Genomic DNA, 25,423 nt, shown 5'->3' with positions numbered 1-25,423 from the left:
ACCGGGCCCCTCCGCATGACCCGACGCGCACTGCTGCTGGCCGCCGCCCTCGCCGCCACCCCCGGGTGGCGCGCGCGGGCGGCCGGCACCGACCCGTACGAGACGCTGCGCGGGCGCTGGCTCGGCATCGCGCTCGGCACCGGCTACGACCCGGCCGCCGAACCGTACGCCTCCCGTCTCGCCCAACTCGGGGAGAGCGCAAGGGAGTACCGGGCCGCCATGCTTCCCGGACCCGCCTCCCTCTGGCCGGGCCACCCCTTCGACCCGCCGTCCGGCATCACCTTCAGCTACAACCGCCTGTGGACCATGACCCAGGCATACGTCCAGACCGGCACCGGCGTCACCGGCGACCCCGGCCTGCTCACGGACGTGTTACGCGGCCTCGACCACCTCTCCGCCACCGTCTACAACCCCGCCACCACCCGCTACGGCAACTGGTGGGAGTGGCAGATCGGCAGCCCCCGCCCGCTGATGGACATCACCGCCGCGCTGTACGCGCACGCGGGCCCGGACCGGATCGCGGCGGCCTGCGCGGCCGTCGACCACTTCATACCGGACACGGCGCTCACCGACTACTCCGGCACCAGCACCGGCGCCAACCGCGTCGACCTGTGCCGCTCGGTCGCCCTGCGCGGCATCCTCGGCCGCGACGCTCAGAAGATCGCCCTCGCCCGCGACGCCCTCTCGCCCGTCTTCCCGTACGTCACCCGGGGCGACGGCCTCTACGCCGACGGCTCCTTCGTCCAGCACACCTGGGTCGCCTACTCGGGCACCTACGGCCAGGTCCTCCTCGACGGCCTCGGGCGGCTGTTCGCGCTGCTCGCCGGGTCGCCGTGGGAGATCACCGACCCCGGCCGGCAGCACATCCTGGACAGCGTCGAGCAGGCCTACGCCCCGCTGATCCACGACGGACTGGTCATGGACTGCGTCAACGGCCGTGCCATCAGCCGGGGTCACCTGCGCTCCGACGACCAGGGGGTGATGCGGGGCGACCACTACCACGGCCACGCTCTGATCGCCGCCATCACCCTCCTCGCCGACGGCGCGAGCCCGGAGGAGCGGGAGCGGTGGTACGGACGTATCAAGGGGTGGATCGAACGGGACACCGCAGAACCAATGTTGACGTCCCGTCAGTTCAATGTCGGTGATCTCGCCCGGCTGCACGCCGTCGCCGCCTCGCCCGTGCCCGCCGCCCCAGAACCCCTCGGGCACCGGCTCTTCCCGGCCATGGACCGCGCCGTCCACCGCACCCCCCGGTTCACCGCCGCCCTCGCCATGGCCAGCGACCGCATCGCCCACTACGAATGCGGCAACGGCGAGAACCCGCGCGGCTGGCACACCGGCTCCGGCATGCTCTCCTGGTGGCCGCGGGGGAGCGGCGACCAGTACACCGACTGGTACTGGCCCACCGTCGACTGGTACCGGCTGCCCGGCACCACCGTCTCCACCCGGCGGCTCGCCGACCGGGCCGGCGGCGAGTGGGGCGCCCCCAAACCGGCGGTGCGCTGGGTCGGCGGTACCACCGACGGCACCTACGCGGCCGTCGGCCAGCACCTCAAGGGCCTCGGTTCCACCCTCCAGGCCCGCAAGTCCTGGTTCTTCCTCGACGACGCCGTGGTCTGCCTCGGCGCCGGGATCACCTGCGCCGACGGCATACCCGTCGAGACGGTCGTGGACAACCGCAACCTGGGCGAGAACGGCACCCAGCCCCTCGTACGCGGCCGGAACTGGGCCCACCTGGAGGGGCACGGCGGCTGGGTCCTGCCCCACGGCGGCGAGCTGCGCACCCTGCGCGAGGACCGCACCGGCGCCTGGGCCGACATCAACACCACCAGCAGCCCCGAGCGGCGCACCCGGCGCTGGCAGACCCTGTGGCTCGACCACGGCACCGACCCGGCCGACGCCGGCTACGCCTACGTCCTGCTGCCCGGCGCCACCCGCGCCGAGACCGCCGCCCGGGCCGGCGACCGGAACTGGCTGACCGTCCTCGCCAACGACACCACCGCCCAGGCCGTCGCCGTACCCCGGCCGGGGGTGACGGCGTGCACCTTCTGGGGGGCGGGTACGGTGGGGGAGCTGACCGTCTCGGCCGGCGCGAGCGTGCTCGTCGTGCGCCGGGGCCGTACGGCCTCCCTCCGGATCAGCGAGCCACCGCGCACCGGAGCCCCCCTGGAACTGGTCTGGGACCGTCCCGTGCGCGCGGTCACCCGGGCCGGCGACGGCGTCGAGGTACTGGAGGCAGGCCGCCGTCTGAGGGTCCTTGTCACTCCGGGGATGGCATGTGCCGCACACGAATGTGAGGTGGCTCTCGGCTGATCGGTTTGTGGCCTCCCTACAACGAGATGCCCCATTGAGCAGTCGGAACGCCTGCATCGCCCGGTGGTTCTGTTCACTCGTACCAGGAAAACGGGCCCGAGACTGTACAGAGTCGACGGCTCGCTTTTCTTGGTGTCCTTCGTAAGGTCGCTACATGACCGTTTTGGAAGAGACGACGGGTGAGCCGACCGGCGAGCCGACGGACGCGCGCGGACGGGTCGCCGAGCTGCACGAGATCCGTGCGCGGGCCGTGGCGGGTCCGAGTGAGAAGGCGACCGAGGCGCAGCACGCCAAGGGCAAGCTGACGGCGCGGGAGCGGATCGAGCTGCTCCTCGACCCCGGGTCCTTCCAGGAGGTCGAGCAGCTGCGCCGGCACCGGGCGACCGGATTCGGCCTGGAGGCGAAGAAGCCGTACACCGACGGTGTCATCACCGGCTGGGGCACGGTGGAGGGCCGGACGGTCTTCGTCTACGCCCACGACTTCCGGATCTTCGGCGGCGCGCTGGGCGAGGCCCACGCCACCAAGATCCACAAGATCATGGACATGGCCATCGCGGCCGGCGCGCCGCTGGTCTCCCTGAACGACGGCGCCGGCGCCCGCATCCAGGAGGGCGTCTCCGCCCTCGCCGGCTACGGCGGCATCTTCCAGCGCAACACCAAGGCCAGCGGTGTCATCCCGCAGATCTCGGTGATGCTCGGCCCGTGCGCGGGCGGCGCCGCGTACTCCCCGGCCCTGACGGACTTCGTCTTCATGGTCCGCGAGACCTCGCAGATGTTCATCACCGGCCCGGACGTGGTCAAGGCCGTCACCGGCGAGGAGATCACCCAGAACGGCCTGGGCGGCGCCGACGTGCACGCCGAGACCTCCGGCGTGTGCCACTTCGCCTACGACGACGAGGAGACGTGCATCGCCGAGGTGCGCTACCTCCTCTCCCTGCTCCCGCAGAACAACCGCGAGAACCCCCCGCGCGTCGAGTCCACCGACCCGGTCGACCGCCGCAGCGACGTACTGCTGGACCTGGTCCCGGCCGACGGCAACCGGCCCTACGACATGGCCAAGGTCATCGAGGAGATCGTCGACGACGGCGAGTACCTGGAAGTCCACGAGCGCTGGGCGCGCAACATCATCTGCGCCCTGGGCCGCCTGGACGGCCAGGTCGTCGGCATCATCGCCAACCAGCCCCAGGTCCTCGCGGGCGTCCTGGACATCGAGGCCAGTGAAAAGGCAGCACGCTTCGTCCAGATGTGTGACGCCTTCAACATCCCCATCGTCACCCTCCTGGACGTCCCCGGGTTCCTCCCCGGCGTCGACCAGGAACACGGCGGCATCATCCGCCACGGCGCGAAGCTGCTGTACGCCTACTGCAACGCGACCGTGCCGCGGATCTCGCTCATCCTGCGCAAGGCGTACGGAGGTGCCTACATCGTCATGGACTCCCAGTCCATCGGCGCCGACCTCACCTACGCCTGGCCGACCAACGAGATCGCCGTGATGGGCGCGGAGGGCGCGGCCAACGTCATCTTCCGCCGGCAGATCGCCTCCGCGCAGGACCCCGAGGCCATGCGGCAGAAGATGGTCAAGGAGTACAAGGCCGAGCTGATGCACCCGTACTACGCGGCCGAGCGCGGCCTCGTGGACGACGTCATCGACCCCGCCGGGACCCGCGAGGTGCTGATCAAGTCGCTGGCGATGCTCCACACCAAGCACGCCGACCTGCCCTCCCGCAAGCACGGCAACCCGCCGCAGTAACCCTCACGGAGACCGACACCCATGAGTACTCCTGACATCCGCGTCGAAAAGGGTCACGCCGAGCCCGAGGAGGTCGCCGCCCTCACGGCCCTCCTCCTCGCCCGAGCCGCCGCCCAGCCCCTCCCGGCCTCCCCCCACCGAGTCCGCGCCCGCGCGGGCTGGCGCCGCCTGGAGCGAGAGCCCGGCTTCCGGGCACCGCACAGCTGGCACTGAGACCTGTACGCCACGACCCCGCCACTCCTTCGGAGGGCGGGGTCGTGCGCGTTCGGGGGCTCACCCGTCGCGCCGGCTCTCGTCCCGCTTTCGCAGCCACGGTTCCAGCGGCAGGGACAGCGTGGCCACGCAGACCGCCGGCCACAGGGAGTTCAGGCGCAGGCCCGGGGTCCACAGCGGCAGCAGGACGGCGGTCAGGAACGTGGTCAGCCAGCCGAGGAGCAGCGGGCTGCGCAGCCGCGCCCGCAGTGGGAACAGCAGCGCCGAGGACACCAGCGCGCTCGGCACCAGCAGCAGCGCCGCCCACAGCAGCGCACTCCAGCCGTCGACCTCGATCACATGCATCCCGGACCCACCCGTACGTATCACGACAAAGGCTCCTGTCCTCAGAGAAGAGTGACAGGAGCCCGCGTCGGTTGCCCGCGGGGCGAGTTACCGCAGCCGTGCCATGAGGGCGTGTTCGACGAGGGTGATGAGGGCGCTCTTGGCGTCGGCGCGGTGGCGTGCGTCGGTGGTGATGATGGGGGTGTCGGGGCCGATCTGGAGTGCTTCGCGTACTTCGTCGGGGCTGTAGGGCTGTTGTCCGTCGAAGCCGTTGAGGGCGATGACGAAGGGGAGGCCGGAGTTCTCGAAGTAGTCGACGGCGGGGAAGCAGTCGGCGAGGCGGCGGGTGTCGACGAGGACGATGGCGCCGATGGCGCCGCGGACGAGGTCGTCCCACATGAACCAGAAGCGGTCCTGTCCGGGGGTGCCGAACAGGTAGAGGATGAGGTCCTGGTCCAGGGTGATGCGGCCGAAGTCCATGGCCACGGTGGTGGTGGTCTTGTCCCCGGTGTGGGTGAGGTCGTCGATGCCGGCCGACGCGGACGTCATGACGGCCTCTGTGCGCAGCGGGTTGATCTCCGAGACGGCGCCGACGAACGTGGTCTTGCCCACGCCGAAGCCGCCCGCCACCACGATCTTCGCGGAGGTGGTGGAGCGGGAAGGACCGCCGCTAGAGCTTGCGAAGTCCACTGAGCACCCTTTCGAGCAGTGTCACGTCTGGCTGGCCACCGGCGTTCTCGTCGCCGCCGGGCTGATGGATGGCGACCAGGCCCGCCTCCGCCAAGTCGGCGACGAGGATCCTGGCCACGCCGAGGGGGATCGTCAGCAGGGCCGAGATCTCGGCCACCGACTTGATCTCCCGGCACAGGTTGCAGATCCGCTGATGCTCGGGCAGCTGGCCCTGCATCTGGTGCGGAGCGGCGGTGGTGTGCACCAGTGCCTCGATGGCGAGCTGGTAGCGCGGGCGGGTCCGGCCGCCGGTCATGGCGTACGGACGCACCAGGGGGTTGTTCGCCGCCGCGGCCGGGGCCGGCTCGGGACGGCGCTGCGGCTGGACCGGCTGGATGCGCGGCGCCTGCGGCTGGTCGTACGGCGGCTGGTTGTAGGGTCCGGGACCCTGCGGGGTGTAGGGCCGGCTGGGGGCGGAGGGGAAGTTGTACGGGTTCGCCGAGCCGTCGTGCTGGCCCTGGGCAGGTCCGTACGACCAGTTGCCCGAAGACGAATCGCCTGGGGGTGTTGCCACTTTCTCCTCCTCCGAACCGCGCGGGGCACCCATCCCTGTGGAAGCCGCGTCCCGAAACCTTACGGCCCCGGGACACGTATACGCATCGTCCGATTACTAGTTGAGAAGGCTTCCCTGGAGCTCCGCGCGGAGATCCGGGGTCAGAACCGTGCCCGCGCGGTCCACCAGAAGGGCCATCTCGTACCCGATGAGGCCGATGTCCGCCTCCGGGTGGGCCAGTACCGCGAGGGACGAGCCGTCGGAGATGGACATGATGAAGAGGAATCCTCGCTCCATCTCCACAACCGTCTGGTTCACGTTGCCGCCCTCGAAGATGCGCGAGGCACCGGCGGTCAGCGAGGTCAGACCGGAGGCGACGGCCGCGAGCTGGTCGGCGCGGTCGCGGGGGAAGCCTTCGGACATCGCCAGAAGGAGTCCGTCGGCGGAGACCACCACCGTGTGGGACACCCCCGGGGTGTTGTCCACGAAGTTGGTGATCAACCAGTTCAGGTTCTGTGCCGCCTGGCTCATCGGGCTCACACTAACGCTCCTGGTCGTAGGTGCTGTCAGGACCGAAGCCCTGGCCGTTCGTATCACTGCCTGCGCTGCGCCCGCGCTGGACGCCCCGACGCAGGTTGCTCAGCCTGCCCCGGACGTCCTCCGGGGCGCGGGAGACCTGTGGGCCTCCCTGGGGGGTGGATTCGGCGGAACCCTCGACCAGGTTGGCCTTGGGCACCCGCCGCGGCAGACCGGAGGCGGTGACCCCGCCTGCCTTGGGCTTCCTGAGCTGCGCGGCCTGCTGCCACCGCTCGTCGTTCGCCGACCGCCAGCCGCTGTCGCCGCTCGTGCCCTGGGTGTTCCCCGGTGCCGGGGACGCCGCATCCTGCCCCACGCGTGCCGTGCCGTTCGCGTTCGGGGAGCCGGCGCCGGAACCGCTCGCGGCGGAGCCACGGCGGGGCAGCCCGGCGTCGGTCAGCGCGTGCGCGGCGGGAGAGGCCGTACCCGGACGGTCGAAGCCTACGCCGTTCCGCTCATCCGCGTCAGCGGCCCGCGGGGTTTCCGTTTCCGGAGCGTACTGGGCCGGATAGCCGTTCTGGTAACCGTCCTGCTGCGGCCAGTCGTCCTGGTAGGACGGCTGCTGGGCGGGCTCCGCGTACGGCGCCCCGGACTCAGGGTAACCGCCGTCGGCGGAGAACCCCTCGGGCTGCGGCACCTCACCGGTCGGCGCGTAGTACTGCTCGTCGTACGCCTGCTCGTACGGCCGCTCGTACGACCCGGAGTGCTGCTCCTGGTACGAGCCCGTGTGCTGCTCCGGGTATGAGCCGGTGTGCTGCTCCTCGTACGGCGCGGCGTGCTGGCCGGTGTGCTGCTCCTCGTACGCCGGCGCCTCGAACGCCTGCTGCGGCTGCTGCGCGTCGTACGCCTGCTGCTCCTGGTACGCCTGCTGCGGCTGTTCCCGGTAGGCCTGCTGCCCGCCGGTGAACGGGTCCTGGTACCCGGCGGTCTCGTGCTGCGGCTCGGCGTGCTGCCGGCCCTCCAGCGCGGCCCGGCGCTCCTCGCGCATCCGGGTGCGGCCGATGGGGTCCAGGCCGCGGGCGCCGTCAGGGCCCTCGGCGTACTGGCTGTCGTCGAAGCCCAGCTCGGCGGCGGTGCGCAGGGGCTGCTGCTGACCGCCGGTGTCCGCACCCTGGAACTGCTGCTCCGGGATGATCTGCGAGACGGTGAACTCCTCGCGCTCCAGCGGGGCTTCGCCGCCACCGCCGTGCGTGATCGCGTCCGGCAGCATGACCAGGGACGTCGTACCGGCCTGCTCGCCCGAGGGGCGCAGCTGGACCCGGATGCCGTGCCGGTCGGACAGCCGGCCGACCACGAACAGGCCCATGCGCTGGGAGATCGCGGCGTCCACGGTCGGCGGGTTGGCCAGCTTGTGGTTGATGTCCGCGAAGTCCTCGGCGGTCAGACCGATGCCCTTGTCGTGGATCTCGACCATCACGCGGCCGTCGGGCAGCCGGGTCGCGGTGACGCGGACCTTGGTCTGCGGGGAGGAGAACGTGGTGGCGTTCTCCAGCAGCTCGGCCAGCAGGTGCACGAGGTCGGTGACCGCGCGGCCGTGGATCTCGGCCTCCGGCACACCGGACAGCTCGATGCGCTCGTACTGCTCCACCTCGGAGGAGGCGGCACGCAGCACGTCGATCAGCGGCACCGGCTGGTCCCAGCGGCGGCCGGGCTCCTCGCCGGCGAGGACCAGCAGGTTCTCGCCGTTGCGGCGCATACGGGTGGCCAGGTGGTCCAGCTTGAAGAGGTTCTCCAGCTGGTCGGGGTCGGCCTCGTTGTTCTCCAGGTCGGTGATCAGGGTCAACTGGCCCTCGATCAGCGACTGGTTGCGGCGCGAGAGGTTGGTGAAGATCGCGTTGATGTTGCCCCGCAGCAGCGCCTGCTCGGAGGCGAGCCGGACCGCCTCGCGGTGCACCTGGTCGAAGGCGCGGGCGACCTCGCCGATCTCGTCCTTGGTGGTGATCGGGATCGGCTCGACCCGGGTGTCGACCCGGCCGGGGTCGGTGCGGGAGAGCTGGTCGACCAGCATCGGCAGCCGCTGCTCGGCGATGCCGAAGGCGGCGTTGCGCAGCCGGCGCATCGAGCGGCTCATCTGGCGGGCCACCATGCCGGCCAGGATGAACGCGGCCAGCAGACCGATGACGACGACGGCGCCGGTGATCAGTGCGGAGGTCTTGGCGTCGTCGGCGATGCCGGACGCCTCGCTCACCGCCCTGTCGGCCATGTCCGCCTCGATCTGGCGGTAGGCCTTGTACTTCAGCGTGTTGACCGCCCACCAGTTGTCGGTGGTGATGCCCTTGGCGGCCAGCCCCTCACGGGTGAGCGTGCTGGTGTCCTTCATGGTGGCCAGCGCCGTCACCATGTCGGTCGGGTCCGACGGCGGGGCGACGTACTTCGGGTCCTGCGCCTTGGCCTTGCGGGCGAGCGCGGCGGCGTCCGCCTGGATCTTCCCCTTGGCTTCTTCCAGCTTCTGCGCGTCGGCCTCGGTGCCACCGCCCTTGTACTCCTCCAGCGCGATGCGCTCCAGGTAGGCGTACGAGGACAGGGAGATCTGCTGGGACGCCAGGTTCGGGGCGTCCGGGCCGGGCTTGACCAGCAGGTGCGTGCCGATCGACCGCTCCAGCGACAGTGCCGCCTTGGTCAGCGACATGGCGTAGACGGTACGGCCGTAGGAGGTGATGTTTCCGGTGCCCAGACCGAGTTCGTTGGCGAACTCCATCAGGGGGTGGATGACCTCGACGTAGCCTTCCTCGGTCTTCACGCCGGTCATCCGGGAGGTGAAGGCGGCCTGCCGCAGCCGTGCCAGCTGGGGCTCGGCCTCGTGGAACAGGGTCAGGCGGCGCTTGATGCCCGAGGTGCCCGGGGCGCTCTCCGCTGCGTCGTCGAACACCCGGGCGGCCTGGTCGGTGGCCTTGCGGGCGTTGTCGACGGCCGCCTTGCTCTCGGCGTCCTTCTTGTTCAGCAGCAACGGTTCGGCGCTGACGTCGCGCTCGTTCTCCAGGGCGTCGGCGTAGGAGAGGGCGGCGCGCACCAGACGGGCGGTGTTCTCGGCGTCGCGCGCCTCCTGCCAGGTGTCGATCGAGCTCTTCACCTGGAAGCCACCCATGACGAGACCCACCATCACGGGTATGAGCAGGATCGCGTTCAGCCGGGTCGGCACCCGCCAGTTCCGCGGGGAGAGACGGCCGCCGGACGCCGGAGCCGCCGCCGGCTCCGCGCCGGGAACGGGGGTGGGCGCCGCAGCGCGCGGCGGCGGGGTGAAGTTGCCCCGCGCCGACGGCTCGGGACCGTTCTTGCTTCGCCTCACTCGACCAACAACCTCTCGGCGGTCGGCACCTACGTCGTGCCGCAGTCTCTCAGAGCCCGGTTCACCACAGACCACTACGGGGTACGTCTTGGACCATTGGGCAGTTCAGGCATTCCAGCACGTGGACCAGCGCGATTCCAAACAGCGGGACCCTGTGATGGAGCGGTTGTAAACGCCAGATAAAACGGTCATAAAGAGCGAGACTTGCCAAAAGGCCGGGGGATCGTGCGCGCAGCGGTACCGTTCGAACGCGTCGCGTGGTGATGCCCGGCCATTCCTCTGCCGAACTGTTATGAACACCGGAGCCGACCGTGTCTAAGGCCACAGCCGGCTCCGAAACCTTTACGACAACTGCCGTATTCCCCGTCGTACTTGGGTGTTACTTCAAGCGGGCCATGAGGGCGTGTTCGACGAGGGTGATGAGGGCGCTCTTGGCGTCGGCGCGGTGGCGTGCGTCGGTGGTGATGATGGGGGTGTCGGGGCCGATCTGGAGTGCTTCGCGTACTTCGTCGGGGCTGTAGGGCTGTTGTCCGTCGAAGCCGTTGAGGGCGATGACGAAGGGGAGGCCGGAGTTCTCGAAGTAGTCGACGGCGGGGAAGCAGTCGGCGAGGCGGCGGGTGTCGACGAGGACGATGGCGCCGATGGCGCCGCGGACGAGGTCGTCCCACATGAACCAGAAGCGGTCCTGTCCGGGGGTGCCGAACAGGTAGAGGATGAGGTCCTGGTCCAGGGTGATGCGGCCGAAGTCCATGGCCACGGTGGTGGTGGTCTTGTCCCCGGTGTGGGTGAGGTCGTCGATGCCGGCCGACGCGGACGTCATGACGGCCTCTGTGCGCAGCGGGTTGATCTCCGAGACGGCGCCGACGAACGTGGTCTTGCCCACGCCGAAGCCGCCCGCCACCACGATCTTCGCGGAAGTGGTGGCCCGGCCCGCGTCAGAGCTTGCGAAGTCCACTGAGCACCCTTTCGAGCAGCGTCACATCCGGAGCGCCGCCGTTGTTCTCGTCGCCACCAGGCTGGTGGATGGCGACCATGCCGGCCTCGGCGAGGTCGGCCACCAGGATCCGGGCCACGCCGAGCGGCATGTTCAGCAGCGCCGACACCTCCGCGACCGACTTGACCTCGCGGCACAGGTGGCAGATGCGCTGGTGCTCGGGGAGCAGCCCCATGAGCACGGCCGGGTCGGCCGTGGTGCTGATCAGCGCCTCGATGGCGAGCTGGTAGCGGGGCCGGGTCCGGCCGCCGGTCATGGCGTAGGGCCTCACCAGCGGCTGGTCGCCCTCGTCCCCGTACGGCTCCGCGTACGGATCATGATGGGCGGTGGGCGGGGTCATGAATCCTCCGGGCGGGACAGCAAGTCGGTCAGTCAAGCCGTCTGACGGGGCCGGTGGGGGGATTGTGGCGGCCGGACGGTGTTTTCGTGAGGTGGGTGGTGCCGGGGCCGGTCAGTGAAGCAGACTGCCCTGGAGTTCGGCGCGCAGGTCCGGGGTGAGTACCGCACCCGCGCGGTCCACGAGCAGCGCCATCTCGTAGCCGACGAGGCCGATGTCCGCCTCGGGATGGGCCAGCACCGCGAGGGACGACCCGTCCGAGATGGACATCAGGAAGAGGAACCCGCGCTCCATCTCGACGACCGTCTGTGCCACGGTGCCGCCCTCGAAGATCCGGGACGCCCCGGCCGTCAGCGAGGTCAGCCCGGAGGCGACGGCCGCCAACTGGTCGGCGCGGTCTCTCGGGAAGCCTTCGGACATCGCCAGCAGAAGGCCGTCGGCGGAGACCACCACCGTGTGGGACACCCCGGGGGTGTTGTCCACGAAGTTGGTGATCAACCAGTTCAGGTTCTGTGCCGCCTGGCTCATCGGACTCAACTAACGCTCCTGCTGGTGAGTGGGGCTCGGGAAGCTGCCGGTCTGGCCGCTGCCGGCCTGACGGCCCTGAGCGATGCCCCGACGGAGATTGGTCAGCCGGCCGCGTACGTCATCGGGCGCACGCGAGACCTGCGGACCGCTTTGGTGCTGTTGCTGCTGGGCGGTGCCGGGCACGAGGTTCGCCCGGGGCACGCGGCGCGGCAGGCCGGAGGTGGTGACCCCGCCCGCGGCGGGCTGCCGTACGCGCTCGGCCTGCCGGACGAGTTCGTCGTTCGGCGAGGTGCGCCAGGAGCCGGTGTTCGACCCGGACCGCTGCGGAGCGGACGCGGGCGACTGCGGCTGCGCCTGGGACTGCTGCGGCGCGGGCTCGTTCTCCTGCTGCTGCTGGAACCAGTTGGTCTCCAGCGTGTCGAACAGCGGGGTACGACCGTCTCCTGGGCCACTGGCCGGCGGCAGGGCCTCCGGTTCGGTCCGGGCCGGACGCCGCTGTCGCGGGGCGTCCGGGCGCGGCGCGCCGAAGTCGTCGTGGCCGGCCGGCCGCGGACGCTCGAACTGCCCGGTGTGGCCGGAGTCCGGCCGGCCGGGAAGGGCGTGCTGTCCGGTGGAGCCGGCGTCGTAACCGCCGTCGTACGCCTGCGGGGCCTGCGGTGCCGGGAACTGGCCCGGGTGCCGGCCGTCGTTGTCCGGCCGGCCGGAGCCCGGCGCGCCGAACACGTCGGAGCGGGCGAACGAACCGCTGTCCTGCCGGGCGCCGGGAGCGTCGAAGGGCCCCGCCTGCCGGGCGTTGTCGAGCTGCGGGAAGCCGCCGGTCTGCTGGGGGTCGTCCAGCTGCGGGAAGCCGCCGGTCTGCTGCGCGTTGTCCAGCTGCGGGAACTGCCCGGTCTGCTGGGTGTGGTCGAGCTGCGGGAACTGCCCCGTCTGCTGCGCGTTGTCCGGCTGCGGGAAGCCGCCGGTCTGCCGGCCGTCGTCGGGCCGCGCGAACCGGCCCGCCTGCTGGAGGTCGTCCGGGCGGGCGAACTGGCCCGTGTGCTGGGCGGAGTCGCCCGCGCCGGGCAGCTCCGGGCGCTGGAACCCGCCCGTCGCGGCCGGATCCCGGTCGTCGACGCGGGGCATCTCCGCGGTCGAGCCCGGACCCTGCCGGTCGTCCACGCGCGGCATGTGCGCGGTCCGCGCCGGGTCCTGCTCGTCGTGGCCGCGCGGGGTGTCCAGCGAGGCACGGGACAGCGGGCCCTGGTCGGCCCAGCCCGGGGTGCGGGACTGCGGCTCGCCGCCGGGCAGTTCGGCCCGCGGGCCGCCGCGCGGCGGCAGCTGGGGCCGGCGTCCCTGGTCCGCCGGGCCGTCGGAACGCTTGCGGCCGCGGCCGCCACGGCTTCCACCGCCGTTACCGCCGTTGCCGCCGAACAGGTCCTGCTGCGGACCGTTCGGGTGGGCGGTCTGCAGGCCCTGCGGCGCGCCGGGCGCCTGAGCGCCGCGGCCGCCCGCGCCGGAACCGGCCGGGACCGGGCCGCCCTGCCGCGGTGCGGCGCCTGGACCGCCCTGCGGACCGCGCGCTCCGCCCGGCGCACCGGGACGGCGGCCCTGGGCGGGGTCGGGCAGTGCGGCCCGGGGGCCCTGGCCGGGTCCGGCCTGGCCGCGCGGGGCGGGACCGCCGCCGAGCAGACCGCCGCCGGCCGGGCCGCCACCGGCGTTCCCGGTCTGCCGCCTGGCCGCGGCCGCACCGGCTGCGGCCTGCGCGGCGGCGGGGCCACCGGACGACACGGGCGCGCCGGGCTTGCCCGGAACCGGCTTCCGGTCGCCCTGGGCGACGTCCACCGGCAGCATGACCAGCGCGGTCGTACCACCGGAGTCGGACGGGCGCAGCTGGATGCGGATGCCGTGCCGCTGGGAGAGCCGGCCGACCACGAACAGACCCATGCGGCGGGACACCGACACGTCCACGGTGGGCGGCGAGGCGAGCCGCTCGTTGATCGCCGCGAGGTCCTCGGGGGACAGGCCGATACCGGTGTCGTGGATCTCGATCAGGACGCGGCCGTCGGGCAGCGCGTGACCGGTGACCTTGACCTTGGTCTGCGGCGAGGAGAACGAGGTCGCGTTCTCCAGCAGCTCGGCGAGCAGGTGCACGAGGTCGTTGACGACCCGGCCGGCGACCTGGGTGGTGGGGACGGCGGCCAGCTCGATGCGCTCGTACTGCTCCACCTCGGACGCGGCGGCACGCAGCACGTCGACCAGCGGGACCGGGCGGGTCCAGCGGCGGCCCGGCTCCTCACCGGCGAGCACGAGGAGGTTTTCGCCGTTACGGCGCATACGGGTGGCGAGGTGGTCCAGCTTGAACAGCGAGGACAGCTGGTCCGGGTCGGCCTCGCGGGACTCCAGCTCGGAGATCAGCGACAGCTGGCGCTGGATCAGACCCTGGGAGCGGCGCGAGAGGTTGGTGAACATCGCGTTGACGTTGCCCCGCAGCAGGGCCTGCTCGGCGGCGAGCCGGACCGCCTCGCGGTGCACGTCGTCGAAGGCCGCGGCCACCTGGCCGATCTCGTCCCGGGAGTGCACACCGACCGACTCCACGGAGGTGTCCACGTCCTGCGGGTCGGACTCGGAGAGCTGCTTGACCAGCTCGGGCAGGCGGTCCTGGGCGACCTTGGTCGCGGTCTCCTGGAGCCGGCGCAGCGAGCGGATCATGGAGCGGGCCACGACGAACGCGCCGACCAGCGAGACGCCGAGCACGAGCAGGATCAGCACACCGGAGAAGATGGCGTCACGCTCGGTGGCGCTCTTCAGCTCGCGGGCCTTCTGCTCCATCTCCTCCAGGAGCGTGTGCTCGATCTTCTTCATCTGCTCGATCTTGGTCGAGCTGTCGTCCACCCAGTCCTTGTAGGAGCGCGCCGGCAGCTGCTGGAGGCCGTCGGGGGACTCGAAGGAGCGCTTGGCGTAGGTGTCGGCCGCCTCGATCGTCGGGTTGCCCTCGTCGATCGGCTTCAGCAGCTCCTCGGCGTTCTGGTCGGCGTAGATCTTCCGGAAGATCGCCAGCTCGGAGTTCTCGCTCTCGTACGCCGACTGGCCGTAGAGGCGGTCGTTCTCGGCGAGGTCGCCCTTGGTCGCGGGGGTCGCCGGCAGCGCGGCGGCGATCATGGCCCGCTGCACGGAGGCGTACTCCTTGGCGGTGGAGAAGGCCGCCAGGGCGCGGGTACGGGAGATCATCTCCGGGTTGCTGGACGCCTCGGCCATGTCCTGGGAGAGGCCGATCAGCTGGGTGATGAGCCGGTGGTACGACTCGATCGTCTGGGAGGCGTTCTGCTTCGACCCGTACGCCTTCTGGCGGATCTTGGCCAGGTCGTCCAGCTGGTTGGCGAGGCCGACGAGCGCGTCACGCACGCCCTGGAGCTTGCCGTCCTTGCTCGCCGCGTCGATCTTCTCGGAGTCGTCCAGGAAGTCGTCGCGGGCCCGGTCGGTCTTCTGCTGGTAGGCCTTGATCTGGTAGTCGCTCGAGGTCAGACCGCCGTGCGCCAGCGGGCCGGCGGACTGGTCGCGCTCCTCCTGGAGCGCCGCGGCCAGCTCGGTGGCCTGCTTGGTCATCTCCGTCAGCAGCTTCATGTTGTCGAGCTGCTGGATGTCGTTCAGGTTCTCGTTGATACGCAGGGCGCCCAGCGTGGTGGCCGCCACCACGGGGAGCGCGAGCAGCGACACCAGGCGGGTGGAGATGCGCCAGTTGCGCAGGGCCAGCCGGGAGCCGGGGCCGGCGGGGCCGCCCGGGGCGGGCTTCACGGTCGGCGTGGGGGAGCCGGAGGGGGCCGTCTTCGCGGGGGCCGACAGAGCGGGGGCGCCGGGCCGTCCGCCGCCGTCCTTGGCCGGGGCCGGGCCCTGGGCGTGCTGGGGCGTTGAACCGCGGTCGGTCCCGCCGTGCGGCTCCGGCTCCGCCGAAGCGCTGCCATCCCTCTTGAAACGTCCCTGCACTAGCGTCGCAACCTCTGGACCAGGCGCCCCTCCGCGTGAACGGAGGGACACGGTGTCGGCGTTGTGGGGAGCGCCCTGAATACGCCCCCCGGGTGGTCTTGAGTGACCGGCGCTGGCTTCCCCCTGTCTCGCCGCCACTCGGCGCTGTGTCGCGCCCCCTGTGCGCCGGCTCGATCCCGCGGCGGTCCGTGGAATTCCAGCACAGTGCAGGATCTCCAACAAGGGCGGCGGGCCGAGCTGTGACCTCTGTGACAACCTGTGAGGGGTGAATTACCAGCCGTTGAGTCATATTCGGTCTAAAACGGGCATACGTCGGCGAGTTGCCGGTGGATGCCAGGTGTCCCAGTCGCCATGATCAGGAGCGGAATGGTCGCTTCAGGGGTCCAATGTCCGTTTCATCAGGGCCGATTGACGGCCGGAATTGACCGATTTGCCCATGAGTTGGTGAGCAAACTCACACACTTCTCGGTGACACTTGGCGACTTCGCCGGGGAATCGGATGTTTAGCCTGACGCTTTACAAGACGGGCGACTCTGCCGACCCACTCCACCAGAGGGCACAGGACGACAACGGTGAAGACGACGATGATGTTCCGCAAGATAGCCAATCCGCGACGCACGACCCTGGCGCACCTGACGGACGCCGGCGAGCTGCACACGCCCGAGCTGCCGGAGCACCCCGTCGACCTCCCCGCCCAGACCGCCAACCCCCGGCGCACCGTCCTCATGGAGGTCCCGGTGGGCTCGGGAGCCCCGGCGGGCGAGTGACCGACGGCTTCACCGGGCGCGGCCGGAAGGATCATGCGACGATCCTTCCGGCCGCGCTCGCGTGTAGGTGTACGTGTCCGGCAGGCGCCCGGAGGCGTAGGCGGTCGGCAGGCGCCTGGACGAGTACGCGGCCGGCAGGCGCCTGAACGCGCACGCGTCACGCCTCCGGCACGGCACCGGCCGAGCCGCCCAGAATCCCGGTGACCCGCCTTTGACCTGCGGCGACACCCCCAGCAGCGGTGAGTGTCCTATAGCTCCGATAACCTGGGGCGTCAATACGCCGGTTCTCAGTGAGGGGCGCGAGCATCCCGTGCGCATCGCCAGGTTCTCCATCGACGGGAACGTAGCCTTCGGCGCGGTCGAGGGCGACAAGCAGGACGAACTCGTCCTCGACATCATCAAGGGCATCCCGTTCGCGGACTTCGAGCTGTCCGGGACGAAGGTGCCGCTCAGCAAGGTCAGGCTGCTGCCGCCGGTGCTCCCCAACAAGGTCGTGGCCTTCGGCCGCAACTACTCCGAGCACGCCCGCGAGCTGGGCAACGAGGTGCCCGAGGCGCCATTCGCCTTCTTCAAGCCGTCCACCTCGGTGATCGGCCCGGGCGACGAGATCCAGTACCCGTCGTTCTCCCAGGAGCTGCACCACGAGGCCGAGCTGGCCGTCGTCATCGGCCGCATGTGCCGCGAGGTCCCGCGCGACCGCGTGAAGGACGTCGTCCTCGGCTACACCTGCGCCATCGACGTCACCGCCCGTGATGTGCAGCGGCGCGAGAAGCAGTGGGCCCGGGCCAAGGGCTTCGACGGCTCCTGCCCGCTCGGCCCCTGGGTGGAGACGGACCTGGACCTCGCCCGCGCGAACGACCTGACCATCCAGCTCACCGTCAACGGCGAACAGCGCCAGCTGGGCCGCACGAGCGAGATGATCCACCCGATCGAGGACTTGGTCGTCAACATCTCGGAGGCCATGACGCTGCTCCCCGGCGACGTCATCCTCACCGGGACCCCCGCGGGGGTCGGCCCCCTGAACGTCGGCGACGAGGTCGCCGTCACCATCGAAGGCATCGGCACTCTCACCAACAAGGTTGTCAAGCGTGGCTAGCGCACCTGTACGCGTCCGTTTCTGCCCCTCGCCCACCGGTAACCCGCACGTGGGCCTGGTGCGCACCGCCCTGTTCAACTGGGCCTTCGCCCGGCACCACCAGGGCACCTTGGTCTTCCGCATCGAGGACACCGACGCGGCCCGCGACTCCGAGGAGTCTTACAACCAGCTCCTCGACGCGATGCGCTGGCTCGGCTTCGACTGGGACGGGGCCCGGAGGTCGGCGGCCCGCACGCGCCGTACCGCCAGTCGCAGCGGATGGACATCTACCAGGATGTCGCCCGCAAGCTCCTGGACGGCGGCTACGCCTACCACTGCTACTGCTCCCAGGAGGAGCTGGACACCCGCCGCGAGGCCGCCCGGGCCGCGGGCCGGCCCTCCGGCTACGACGGCCACTGCCGGGACCTGAGCGCCGAGCAGGTCGAGCAGTACAAGGCGCAGGGCCGCGAGCCCATCGTGCGCTTCCGGATGCCGGACGAGACGATCACGTTCACCGACCTGGTCCGCGGCGAGCTGACCTTCACCCCGGAGAACGTGCCCGACTACGGCATCGTCCGCGCCAACGGCGCCCCGCTGTACACGCTGGTCAACCCGGTCGACGACGCGCTGATGGAGATCACCCACGTGCTGCGCGGCGAGGACCTGCTCTCCTCCACCCCGCGCCAGATCGCGCTGTACAAGGCGCTGATCGAACTGGGCGTCGCCCAGCGCGTCCCGGAGTTCGGCCACCTGCCGTACGTGATGGGCGAGGGCAACAAGAAGCTGTCCAAGCGCGACCCGCAGGCGTCGCTGAACCTCTACCGCGAGCAGGGCTTCCTGCCCGAGGGCCTGCTCAACTACCTGTCCCTGCTGGGCTGGTCGCTCTCCGCGGACCAGGACATCTTCACGATCGAGGAGATGGTCCGGGCCTTCGACATCTCCGACGTGAACCCCAACCCGGCCCGCTTCGACCTGAAGAAGTGCGAGGCGATCAACGGCGACCACATCCGCATGCTGGACGCCAAGGAGTTCGCCGAGCGCTGCCGGCCGTGGCTGAGGGCCCCGTTCGCGCCGTGGGCGCCGGAGGACTTCGACGAGGCCAAGTGGCAGGCGATCGCTCCGCACGCCCAGACCCGTCTGAAGGTCCTGTCGGAGATCACCGCCAACGTCGACTTCCTGTTCCTGCCGGAGCCGGTCGAGGACGAGGCGTCGTGGGCGAAGGCGATGAAGGAGGGCAGCGACGCCCTCCTGCGCACCGCGCGCGAGAAGCTGGAGGCGGCGGACTGGACCTCGGCCGAGTCCCTGAAGGAAGCCGTCCTGGCCGCCGGCGAGGCCCACGGCCTCAAGCTCGGCAAGGCCCAGGCCCCGGTCCGCGTGGCCGTCACCGGCCGCACCGTCGGCCTCCCCCTCTTCGAGTCCCTGGAAATCCTGGGCAAGGAGAAGACGCTGGCCAGGATCGACGCGGCCCTGGCCAAGCTGACCGCGTAACCGGCGCCACACACGCCTGAGGGGCGGCCCCCGGACTTCCGGGCGCCGCCCCTCACGCATGGGTCACTGTCACTGTGCGTCGGCTTCTTCGATCAGATAGTGACTCTCGTCGAAGATCTCCAGCGCGACGACGACCATGACCGCGCCGGCCACCATGTACTCCAGCATGACGCCGGGAGCCACATCGCCTTGCGCAGGTGTTCAACGGCCCTGTCCGACTGCGCCCGGCGTTCCGCGGGCAGCGCGTCGTACGTGGCACGGGCCTCGACGGTGAACTGGACGCGGTACTCGGTCATGACCCTCTATGTGCCAGCCGTATGGCGGTACCGTCGGTCGCATGACGATCAGAGCCGTCGTCTGGGACGTGGACGACACCCTCTTCGACTACACGAGCGCGGACCGGGAGGGCATGCGGGCCCATCTGCTGGCCGAGGGGCTGCTCGCCGCGTACGGCGGCGTGGAGGGGGCCCTGTCGCGCTGGCGGGAGATCACCGACGCCCAGTGGGCCCGGTTCTCCGCCGGCGAGGTGGACTTCGTCACGCAGCGTCGCGACCGCACCCGGGTCTTCCTGGGCCGGGACCTGACCGACGGCGAGGCCGACGCCTGGTTCCAGCGCTATTTCGCCCACTACGAGGCCGCCTGGAGCCTGTTCCCGGACGTCCTGCCCGCCCTGGACGCCCTCGCGACCGGCTACCGGCACGCGGTGCTCTCCAACTCCAGCCTCACGGTCCAGGAGCACAAGCTGCGCACCCTCGGCCTCCTCGACCGCTTCGAATCCGTCCTCTGTGCCGCAGAGCTGGGCGTCTCCAAACCGGAGGCCGGAGCCTTCCACGCGGCCTGCGAGGCGTTGGGGCTGCCCCCGCGCGAGGTGGCCTACGTCGGCGACCACCCGGAGATCGACGGCCGGGGCGCCGCCGAGGCCGGGCTGCTGTCCGTGTGGATCGACCGCGGGACCGTCCTCGTGCGGCCCGCCGGACAGCCCGTCGCGCACCGGATCTCGACCCTCGCCGAACTCCCCGCCCTCGTCCGCGCCGGTACCCGTTTTGGAGCCCCGTCCACCTTCGGGTAATGTTCTTTCTGCGCCGAGGGGAGCGGGCCGGAAGGCCGGAGCCCCGAGGAGCAAGCTAGAACGAGATCCCCCCGCAGGGGCTTGAGTTCCAGTGGCCTATGGTGTAATTGGCAGCACGACTGATTCTGGTTCAGTTAGTCTTGGTTCGAGTCCAGGTAGGCCAGCTCGCAGAGCTTATCTGCAAAGCCCCCGTTGTGTAGCGGCCTAGCACGCTGCCCTCTCAAGGCAGTAGCGCCGGTTCGAATCCGGTCGGGGGTACTGATCTCGATCTTGTCGGGATCGCTAGGGCCCCCGTTGTGTAGCGGCCTAGCACGCCGCCCTCTCAAGGCGGTAGCGCCGGTTCGAATCCGGTCGGGGGTACTGACTGGTCTAAACCATCATTGGTCTATGGTGTAATTGGCAGCACGACTGATTCTGGTTCAGTTAGTCTTGGTTCGAGTCCAGGTAGACCAGCTCGGATCTGCGGCGTTGTCCATCAAACGCTTCAAGATCCACGCCCCCGTTGTGTAGCGGCCTAGCACGCCGCCCTCTCAAGGCGGTAGCGCCGGTTCGAATCCGGTCGGGGGTACGCACAGGGAAGGCCCTCCACCTCGGTGGGGGGCCTTCGCCGTGTCTCCGGCCCGCCGGCTCACTCGAAGCCGTACCGCCGTGCCGTCTCCTCCTCCTGGGCCAGCCGGTGCAGGGCCCGGAGCAGCGGCTCGTTGAGGACCGCCCCGAGGACCGCGGTCTCGATCCGCTCCGCCTCCGACGGCTCGGCCTCCAGGTTGTCCAGGTCCAGGACGGCCGTGCGGTGCATCAACTCGGCGTAGGGCGCGAGCCGTTCCGCCCCCCAGTCGTAACCGAGCCGGCGGAACGCGGCCACCGCCACCACCAGCGAGCGGTACGCGGGGGAGATGGTCGCGAGCAGCTTGGCGTTCTGCCAGCCCAGCCGGTCCAGGAGCGCGGCGACCTCCTGGTGCGCGGCCTGCACGTACTCGTCGTTCTCGTCCGGCTCCGGCACCTGCGGCAGCGCCCACAGGGCCGCGCCCAGCCGGATGGAGCGGCCCAGGGAGTCGTCGTCCACGTGCCCCAGCACCTCGCGCACGGTCGACACCGGCAGCCGGCCCACCTGGATCATCGCCCGCACCAGGCGCAGCCGGCGCAGGTGCTCCTCGCCGTACTCGGCCGTCGTGGCGTTGATCTCGCGGCCGGGCGGCAACAGCCCTTCGCGCAGGTAGTACTTGATCGTCGCGGTGGACACACCGCTGTGTCTGCTCAGCTCGGCAAGCCGCATCCCTTGCGCCCCTTCTTGGATAGCGGCACTATCTAAACATAGCCATTGGATAGCGCCGCTCACCAATGAGGGGAAAGTCATGGTGTCCCGTACCACCGCCGACGCGCGGGGCGAGGTCGTCGTCCTGCTGATCGGCATGCGTGTCAACCGTTTCCCGGCCGTGCGGCTGTGGCTGCCCGTGCTGCTGGGCATGTTCCGCATGCTGCGGGAGCTGGAGAAGGATCCCGCGCGGGGCCTGCTGGCCAAGGTCCTGCTGACGGCGTCGCCGCGGACGTACTACGTCGTGCAGTACTGGGAGTCGAAGGAGAAGCTGTACGCCTACGCGACGGCACCCGACGCGTTCCACCACAAGGCGTGGGCGCGGCTCAACCGCCTGGAACGGGCCGGGAAGCTGCGCGGGCAGGTGGGGATATGGCACGAGACGTACGTCGTGCCGGAGGGGTCCTACGAGGCGGTCTACGGCGACATGCCGGCGTTCGGGCTGGCCGCCGCGCACGGTCAGGTTCCGCTGGAGAGGCGGGGCCGTTACGCCAGGGACCGGTTCGCCCACCGGTCGGGGGAGGGGGCGGGCGTCCAGTCCTCCGGGGGAGCGCCTTCGAGGTGAAGGGTTCGCCCCGCCCTGGGGAGGGCCTGCCGCGGCGTTGAGGCGGCCTTCCCGGGGCGGGGCCTTGTCGTGCTGTCGGTGCTGTCAGCCGGAGCGGCGCAGGGCCTCCGAGAGGCGGGCCGCCGCGTCGATGACCGCTTGGGCGTGCATGCGGCCCGGGTGGCGGGTCAGGCGCTCGATGGGGCCGGAGACGGACACGGCGGCCACCACGCGGTTGGAGGGCCCGCGCACGGGCGCCGAGACGGACGCGACGCCCGGCTCGCGCTCGCCGATGGACTGGGCCCAGCCGCGCCGCCGTACGCCGGACAGGGCCGTCGCCGTGAAGCGGGCGCCCTGCAGGCCCCGGTGCAGCCGCTCCGGCTCCTCCCAGGCGAGCAGGATCTGCGCCGAGGAGCCCGCCTTCATGGTGAGCGTGGAGCCGACCGGGACCGTGTCCCGCAGGCCGGAGAGACGTTCCGCCGCGGCCACACAGATCCGCATGTCACCCTGGCGCCGGTAGAGCTGGGCGCTCTCGCCGGTGACATCACGGAGGTGGGTGAGCACGGGGCCCGCCGTGGCCAGCAGGCGGTCCTCGCCCGCGGCCGCCGCGAGTTCGGCCAGGCGCGGGCCGAGGATGAACCGGCCCTGCATGTCGCGTGCCACCATGCGGTGGTGTTCCAGGGCCACGGCCAGGCGGTGGGCCGTGGGTCGTGCCAGTCCGGTGGCCCCGACCAGACCCGCGAGGGTGGCCGGACCGGACTCCAGGGCGCTCAGGACGAGGGCCGCCTTGTCCAGAACGCCGACGCCGCTACTGTTGTCCATGCAACGATACTCACGTCTCACTCTGTGAAACGCAAGTTCAATTTTCCGTGGAACGCGCCACCCTGGAACCACACGGCGGCCCGAGGACCAACGGGCCTGGCGGTGGACGCCCGGAATCACGACGTTCAGGGGCCCGGTACCGGGCAGCCACCGCCCCTCAAGATCTCTAGTTGGGCCGGTGGACGCTTGCCGGCCGGAGGGAAAGCGATGGGTAGGACACTCGCGGAGAAGGTCTGGGACGACCACGTCGTCCGGCGCGCCGAGGGCGAGCCCGACCTCCTCTACATCGATCTGCACCTGCTGCACGAGGTGACCAGCCCCCAGGCCTTCGACGGTCTGCGCAAGAGCGGCCGGAAGGTCCGCCGCCTCGACCTCACCATCGCGACCGAGGACCACAACACCCCGACCCTCGACATCGACAAGCCGATCGCCGACCCGGTCTCCCGCGCCCAGCTGGAGACCCTGCGCAAGAACTGCGCCGAGTTCGGTGTGCGGCTGCACCCGCTGGGCGACGTCGAGCAGGGCGTCGTCCACGTCGTCGGCCCGCAGCTCGGCCTGACCCAGCCCGGCACCACGGTCGTCTGCGGCGACTCGCACACCTCCACGCACGGCGCCTTCGGCGCGCTGGCGTTCGGCATCGGCACCTCTCAGGTCGAGCACGTGCTGGCCACCCAGACGCTGCCCATGGCCCGCCCGAAGACCATGGCCATCACCGTCGAGGGCGAGCTGCCCGACGGCGTCACCGCCAAGGACCTGATCCTGGCGATCATCGCGCGGATCGGCACCGGCGGCGGCCAGGGCTACGTCCTGGAGTACCGCGGCCCCGCCATCGAGAAGCTCTCGATGGAGGCCCGGATGACCATCTGCAACATGTCGATCGAGGCCGGTGCCCGGGCCGGCATGATCGCCCCGGACGAGACCACCTTCGAGTACCTCAAGGGCCGCCCGCACGCCCCCGAGGGCGCCGACTGGGACGCGGCCGTGGCGTACTGGAAGACCCTGCGCACCGACGACGACGCCGTCTTCGACGCCGAGGTGGTCATCGACGCCGCCGAGCTGTCGCCGTTCGTCACCTGGGGCACCAACCCCGGCCAGGGCGCGCCGCTTTCGGCGTCCGTCCCCGACCCGGCTTCGTACGAAGACGCTTCGGAGCGCCTGGCCGCCGAAAAGGCCCTGGAATACATGGGGTTGGCGGCCGGACAGCCGCTGCGCTCCATCAACGTGGACACCGTCTTCGTAGGCTCGTGCACCAACGGCCGCATCGAGGACCTGCGTGCCGCCGCCGGCATCCTGCGCGGCCGCAAAGTCGCCGACGGCGTACGGATGCTGGTCGTGCCCGGCTCCGCGCGGGTCGGTCTGCAGGCCGTCTCCGAGGGCCTGGACGTGGTCTTCAAGGAGGCCGGCGCCGAATGGCGGCACGCGGGCTGCTCGATGTGCCTCGGCATGAACCCCGACCAGCTGGCCCCGGGCGAGCGTTCCGCCTCCACCTCCAACCGCAACTTCGAGGGCCGGCAGGGCAAGGGCGGCCGTACGCACCTGGTGTCGCCGCAGGTCGCGGCGGCCACCGCCGTCCTGGGCCACCTGGCCTCGCCCGCCGACCTGACCGACGCCCCCGCGCCCGCTGGAGTCTGAGAATCATGGAAGCCTTCACCACCCACACCGGCCGGGCCGTCCCGCTGCGCCGCAGCAACGTCGACACCGACCAGATCATCCCCGCCCACTGGCTCAAGAAGGTCACCCGCGACGGCTTCGAGGACGGACTGTTCGAGGCCTGGCGCAAGGACCCCGAGTTCGTGCTCAACCGGCCCGAGCGGCAGGGCGCCACGGTCCTGGTCGCCGGCCCCGACTTCGGCACCGGCTCCTCGCGCGAGCACGCCGTGTGGGCGCTGCAGAACTACGGCTTCAAGGCCGTGATCTCCGCCCGCTTCGCCGACATCTTCCGCGGCAACTCGCTGAAGAACGGCCTGCTCACGGTGGTCCTGGACCAGAAGATCGTGGACGACCTGTGGGAGCTGACGGAGGCCGACCCGACCGCCGAGGTCACGGTGGACCTCCAGGCGCGTGAGGTGCGCGCCGAAGGCATCACCGCCTCCTTCGAGCTGGACGAGAACTCCCGCTGGCGGCTGCTGAACGGCCTGGACGACATCTCCATCACGCTGCGGAACGAGTCCGACATCGCCACCTACGAGGCCGGGCGTCCCGCCTACAAGCCGCGCACGCTCCAGGTCTGATCCGGCGGTCGGCCAGACCCGCTCAGGGTTGGGTTTCGGCCACCTCGACACCCCGTCCGTACCCCCGGTCGCCACGATCGGGGGTACAGCCATGTCTGCCCCCGGCCGCACCGGCAGCACCCTGCGGATTCTCTCAACTTCCCGTTTTACGAAGGGCGTTGATGGGGTACGTGAGTGCTGTGTTCGGCTCCTTCGCAAGTGCCTGGAAGGCCAATTGAGGCGGTAGTTGCCCCCCTGCGCAGGCGACAACTCGCCCCAGATGGCACAATCTGTGCATGGAACACGACGGCCAACTCCAGCTCTATACGGCGGTCGCGAACCAACTCAAGGAAGCGCACGCAAGGGTGCGCGCACTGCAAGTCCCGGAGGGCGTACGGGTGGCGCTGACCCGGAAGCTGCTGGTCATTACGGCCGCGGCCAAGCACGACCTCGCCGACGCGGCAAGGCGGCTCGATCGGTTCACGGCGGATCTCGACGCGGGGCGGATCCCCGAAGAGGACCGTTGAAACCGTCCGAGACGGCCGAGTCCGTTGCGGCACAAGGGTGATAAGCCCGTTTCGTGTTTGATTTGCGGTATATATCTGCCTAACGTGCGAAAAAGCTTGAACA

21 protein-coding genes, 5 tRNA genes and 1 pseudogene are annotated in these 25,423 nt (G+C 70.6%); 16 read left to right on the top strand and 11 right to left on the bottom strand.

Annotated features, from left to right (window positions below; genetic code table 11):
* Positions 1 to 15 precede the first annotated feature (15 nt).
* The 3 genes from ACSURM_RS11470 to ACSURM_RS11460 all read left to right on the top strand — a co-directional run bounded on the left by ACSURM_RS11470 (position 16) and on the right by ACSURM_RS11460 (position 4,279).
* Positions 16 to 2,316, top strand: a complete 2,301-nt coding sequence (locus ACSURM_RS11470; protein ID WP_436954892.1) for a polysaccharide lyase 8 family protein — start codon at positions 16 to 18, stop codon at positions 2,314 to 2,316.
* Positions 2,317 to 2,470: 154 nt separating this feature from the next.
* The gene (locus tag ACSURM_RS11465) at positions 2,471 to 4,066 is read left to right on the top strand and encodes an acyl-CoA carboxylase subunit beta (RefSeq protein WP_436954891.1); all 1,596 of its coding nucleotides are present in this window, start codon (positions 2,471 to 2,473) and stop codon (positions 4,064 to 4,066) included.
* Between the two features lie 21 nt (positions 4,067 to 4,087).
* The gene (locus ACSURM_RS11460; protein WP_436954890.1) at positions 4,088 to 4,279 is read left to right on the top strand and encodes an acyl-CoA carboxylase epsilon subunit; all 192 of its coding nucleotides are present in this window, start codon (positions 4,088 to 4,090) and stop codon (positions 4,277 to 4,279) included.
* Positions 4,280 to 4,339: 60 nt separating this feature from the next.
* On the opposite strand, the gene ACSURM_RS11455 is transcribed toward ACSURM_RS11460, so the two are convergent.
* From ACSURM_RS11455 to ACSURM_RS11415, 9 genes are all read right to left on the bottom strand, one after another.
* Positions 4,340 to 4,624: a hypothetical protein gene (locus tag ACSURM_RS11455; protein WP_436954889.1), complete on the bottom strand. Its 285-nt coding sequence runs from the start codon at positions 4,622 to 4,624 to the stop codon at positions 4,340 to 4,342.
* 87 nt (positions 4,625 to 4,711) lie between these two features.
* A complete protein-coding gene (locus ACSURM_RS11450; protein WP_093769009.1) occupies positions 4,712 to 5,293 on the bottom strand; it encodes a GTP-binding protein in 582 nt (193 codons plus the stop codon).
* The gene (locus ACSURM_RS11445) at positions 5,274 to 5,846 is read right to left on the bottom strand and encodes a DUF742 domain-containing protein (RefSeq protein WP_436954887.1); all 573 of its coding nucleotides are present in this window, start codon (positions 5,844 to 5,846) and stop codon (positions 5,274 to 5,276) included. Before ACSURM_RS11445 ends, ACSURM_RS11450 begins: the two co-directional genes overlap by 20 nt.
* Before the next feature lie 96 nt (positions 5,847 to 5,942).
* Complete coding sequence (locus ACSURM_RS11440; protein WP_029385896.1) at positions 5,943 to 6,356, bottom strand: roadblock/LC7 domain-containing protein; 414 nt, start codon at positions 6,354 to 6,356, stop codon at positions 5,943 to 5,945.
* Positions 6,357 to 6,366: 10 nt separating this feature from the next.
* On the bottom strand, positions 6,367 to 9,687 hold the full coding sequence (locus tag ACSURM_RS11435) for a nitrate- and nitrite sensing domain-containing protein (RefSeq protein ID WP_436954884.1): 3,321 nt from the start codon (positions 9,685 to 9,687) through the stop codon (positions 6,367 to 6,369).
* Positions 9,688 to 10,066: 379 nt separating this feature from the next.
* The gene (locus tag ACSURM_RS11430) at positions 10,067 to 10,642 is read right to left on the bottom strand and encodes a GTP-binding protein (RefSeq protein ID WP_181793988.1); all 576 of its coding nucleotides are present in this window, start codon (positions 10,640 to 10,642) and stop codon (positions 10,067 to 10,069) included.
* On the bottom strand, positions 10,623 to 11,021 hold the full coding sequence (locus ACSURM_RS11425) for a DUF742 domain-containing protein (protein WP_030612634.1): 399 nt from the start codon (positions 11,019 to 11,021) through the stop codon (positions 10,623 to 10,625). The genes ACSURM_RS11430 and ACSURM_RS11425 overlap by 20 nt, the downstream gene beginning before the upstream one ends.
* Before the next feature lie 111 nt (positions 11,022 to 11,132).
* Positions 11,133 to 11,546 carry a roadblock/LC7 domain-containing protein gene (locus ACSURM_RS11420; protein WP_014675212.1) on the bottom strand — a complete coding sequence of 138 codons (414 nt, stop codon included), beginning with the start codon at positions 11,544 to 11,546 and terminating at the stop codon, positions 11,133 to 11,135.
* A 9-nt stretch (positions 11,547 to 11,555) separates the two neighbouring features.
* Entirely contained in the window at positions 11,556 to 15,506 is a 3,951-nt protein-coding gene (locus ACSURM_RS11415) for a nitrate- and nitrite sensing domain-containing protein (protein ID WP_436954883.1), read from the bottom strand.
* A gap of 572 nt (positions 15,507 to 16,078) precedes the next feature.
* On the opposite strand from ACSURM_RS11415, the gene ACSURM_RS11410 reads away from it, so the two are divergent.
* From ACSURM_RS11410 to ACSURM_RS11370, 9 genes and pseudogenes are all read left to right on the top strand, one after another.
* Positions 16,079 to 16,273 carry a hypothetical protein gene (locus tag ACSURM_RS11410; RefSeq protein WP_436954882.1) on the top strand — a complete coding sequence of 65 codons (195 nt, stop codon included), beginning with the start codon at positions 16,079 to 16,081 and terminating at the stop codon, positions 16,271 to 16,273.
* Positions 16,274 to 16,583: 310 nt separating this feature from the next.
* Positions 16,584 to 17,369: a fumarylacetoacetate hydrolase family protein gene (locus tag ACSURM_RS11405; protein WP_436954881.1), complete on the top strand. Its 786-nt coding sequence runs from the start codon at positions 16,584 to 16,586 to the stop codon at positions 17,367 to 17,369.
* Positions 17,362 to 18,836 (top strand): annotated as a pseudogene (gene gltX, locus ACSURM_RS11400) (glutamate--tRNA ligase). The gene ACSURM_RS11405 and the pseudogene gltX overlap by 8 nt, the downstream one beginning before the upstream one ends.
* Positions 18,837 to 19,173: 337 nt before the next feature.
* Positions 19,174 to 19,905 carry an HAD family hydrolase gene (locus ACSURM_RS11395; RefSeq protein ID WP_436954880.1) on the top strand — a complete coding sequence of 244 codons (732 nt, stop codon included), beginning with the start codon at positions 19,174 to 19,176 and terminating at the stop codon, positions 19,903 to 19,905.
* A gap of 92 nt (positions 19,906 to 19,997) precedes the next feature.
* Positions 19,998 to 20,069, top strand: a tRNA-Gln gene (locus ACSURM_RS11390).
* Positions 20,070 to 20,090: 21 nt separating this feature from the next.
* Positions 20,091 to 20,163 (top strand) — tRNA-Glu (locus ACSURM_RS11385).
* 29 nt (positions 20,164 to 20,192) lie between these two features.
* Positions 20,193 to 20,265 (top strand) — tRNA-Glu (locus ACSURM_RS11380).
* Between the two features lie 21 nt (positions 20,266 to 20,286).
* Positions 20,287 to 20,358: transfer RNA gene (locus tag ACSURM_RS11375), tRNA-Gln, on the top strand.
* A gap of 42 nt (positions 20,359 to 20,400) precedes the next feature.
* A tRNA-Glu gene (locus ACSURM_RS11370) sits at positions 20,401 to 20,473 on the top strand.
* A gap of 60 nt (positions 20,474 to 20,533) precedes the next feature.
* Here ACSURM_RS11370 and ACSURM_RS11365 read toward each other — a convergent pair.
* Positions 20,534 to 21,178, bottom strand: a complete 645-nt coding sequence (locus tag ACSURM_RS11365; protein WP_436954879.1) for a MerR family transcriptional regulator — start codon at positions 21,176 to 21,178, stop codon at positions 20,534 to 20,536.
* A 79-nt stretch (positions 21,179 to 21,257) separates the two neighbouring features.
* Between ACSURM_RS11365 and ACSURM_RS11360 the strand changes: the two genes are divergently transcribed.
* Complete coding sequence (locus ACSURM_RS11360; protein ID WP_436954878.1) at positions 21,258 to 21,782, top strand: DUF4188 domain-containing protein; 525 nt, start codon at positions 21,258 to 21,260, stop codon at positions 21,780 to 21,782.
* Positions 21,783 to 21,866: 84 nt separating this feature from the next.
* Here ACSURM_RS11360 and ndgR read toward each other — a convergent pair whose 3' ends face one another.
* Entirely contained in the window at positions 21,867 to 22,583 is a 717-nt protein-coding gene (ndgR, locus tag ACSURM_RS11355) for an IclR family transcriptional regulator NdgR (RefSeq protein WP_023546516.1), read from the bottom strand.
* 207 nt (positions 22,584 to 22,790) lie between these two features.
* Between ndgR and leuC the strand changes: the two genes are divergently transcribed.
* The 3 genes from leuC (at position 22,791) to ACSURM_RS11340 (ending at position 25,320) form a co-directional block, all read left to right on the top strand.
* Positions 22,791 to 24,215 carry a 3-isopropylmalate dehydratase large subunit gene (leuC, locus tag ACSURM_RS11350; protein WP_391340663.1) on the top strand — a complete coding sequence of 475 codons (1,425 nt, stop codon included), beginning with the start codon at positions 22,791 to 22,793 and terminating at the stop codon, positions 24,213 to 24,215.
* Positions 24,216 to 24,220: 5 nt separating this feature from the next.
* The gene (leuD, locus tag ACSURM_RS11345) at positions 24,221 to 24,814 is read left to right on the top strand and encodes a 3-isopropylmalate dehydratase small subunit (protein ID WP_436954877.1); all 594 of its coding nucleotides are present in this window, start codon (positions 24,221 to 24,223) and stop codon (positions 24,812 to 24,814) included.
* Positions 24,815 to 25,089: 275 nt separating this feature from the next.
* The gene (locus ACSURM_RS11340) at positions 25,090 to 25,320 is read left to right on the top strand and encodes a hypothetical protein (protein WP_030785228.1); all 231 of its coding nucleotides are present in this window, start codon (positions 25,090 to 25,092) and stop codon (positions 25,318 to 25,320) included.
* Positions 25,321 to 25,423 lie beyond the last annotated feature (103 nt).

Source organism: Streptomyces sp. SudanB182_2057 (assembly GCF_964272715.1).
GTDB lineage: Bacteria > Actinomycetota > Actinomycetes > Streptomycetales > Streptomycetaceae > Streptomyces > Streptomyces rubradiris.
The sequence above is the reverse complement of the archived record's forward strand: the minus strand, read 5'-3'. Positions and strand labels throughout refer to the sequence as shown.

What these genes read in the sequence shown, in the direction of transcription:
- ACSURM_RS11470 (WP_436954892.1), top strand. Translation starts at nt 16, where the DNA reads ATGACCCGACGCGCACTGCTGCTGGCCGCCGCCCTCGCCGCCACCCCC.
- ACSURM_RS11465 (WP_436954891.1), top strand. Translation starts at nt 2,471, where the DNA reads ATGACCGTTTTGGAAGAGACGACGGGTGAGCCGACCGGCGAGCCGACG.
- ACSURM_RS11460 (WP_436954890.1), top strand. Translation starts at nt 4,088, where the DNA reads ATGAGTACTCCTGACATCCGCGTCGAAAAGGGTCACGCCGAGCCCGAG.
- ACSURM_RS11455 (WP_436954889.1), bottom strand. Translation starts at nt 4,624, where the DNA reads ATGCATGTGATCGAGGTCGACGGCTGGAGTGCGCTGCTGTGGGCGGCG.
- ACSURM_RS11440 (WP_029385896.1), bottom strand. Translation starts at nt 6,356, where the DNA reads ATGAGCCAGGCGGCACAGAACCTGAACTGGTTGATCACCAACTTCGTG.
- ACSURM_RS11425 (WP_030612634.1), bottom strand. Translation starts at nt 11,021, where the DNA reads ATGACCCCGCCCACCGCCCATCATGATCCGTACGCGGAGCCGTACGGG.
- ACSURM_RS11420 (WP_014675212.1), bottom strand. Translation starts at nt 11,546, where the DNA reads ATGAGCCAGGCGGCACAGAACCTGAACTGGTTGATCACCAACTTCGTG.
- ACSURM_RS11395 (WP_436954880.1), top strand. Translation starts at nt 19,174, where the DNA reads ATGACGATCAGAGCCGTCGTCTGGGACGTGGACGACACCCTCTTCGAC.
- ACSURM_RS11365 (WP_436954879.1), bottom strand. Translation starts at nt 21,178, where the DNA reads ATGCGGCTTGCCGAGCTGAGCAGACACAGCGGTGTGTCCACCGCGACG.
- ACSURM_RS11360 (WP_436954878.1), top strand. Translation starts at nt 21,258, where the DNA reads ATGGTGTCCCGTACCACCGCCGACGCGCGGGGCGAGGTCGTCGTCCTG.
- ndgR (WP_023546516.1), bottom strand. Translation starts at nt 22,583, where the DNA reads ATGGACAACAGTAGCGGCGTCGGCGTTCTGGACAAGGCGGCCCTCGTC.
- leuC (WP_391340663.1), top strand. Translation starts at nt 22,791, where the DNA reads ATGGGTAGGACACTCGCGGAGAAGGTCTGGGACGACCACGTCGTCCGG.
- leuD (WP_436954877.1), top strand. Translation starts at nt 24,221, where the DNA reads ATGGAAGCCTTCACCACCCACACCGGCCGGGCCGTCCCGCTGCGCCGC.
- ACSURM_RS11340 (WP_030785228.1), top strand. Translation starts at nt 25,090, where the DNA reads ATGGAACACGACGGCCAACTCCAGCTCTATACGGCGGTCGCGAACCAA.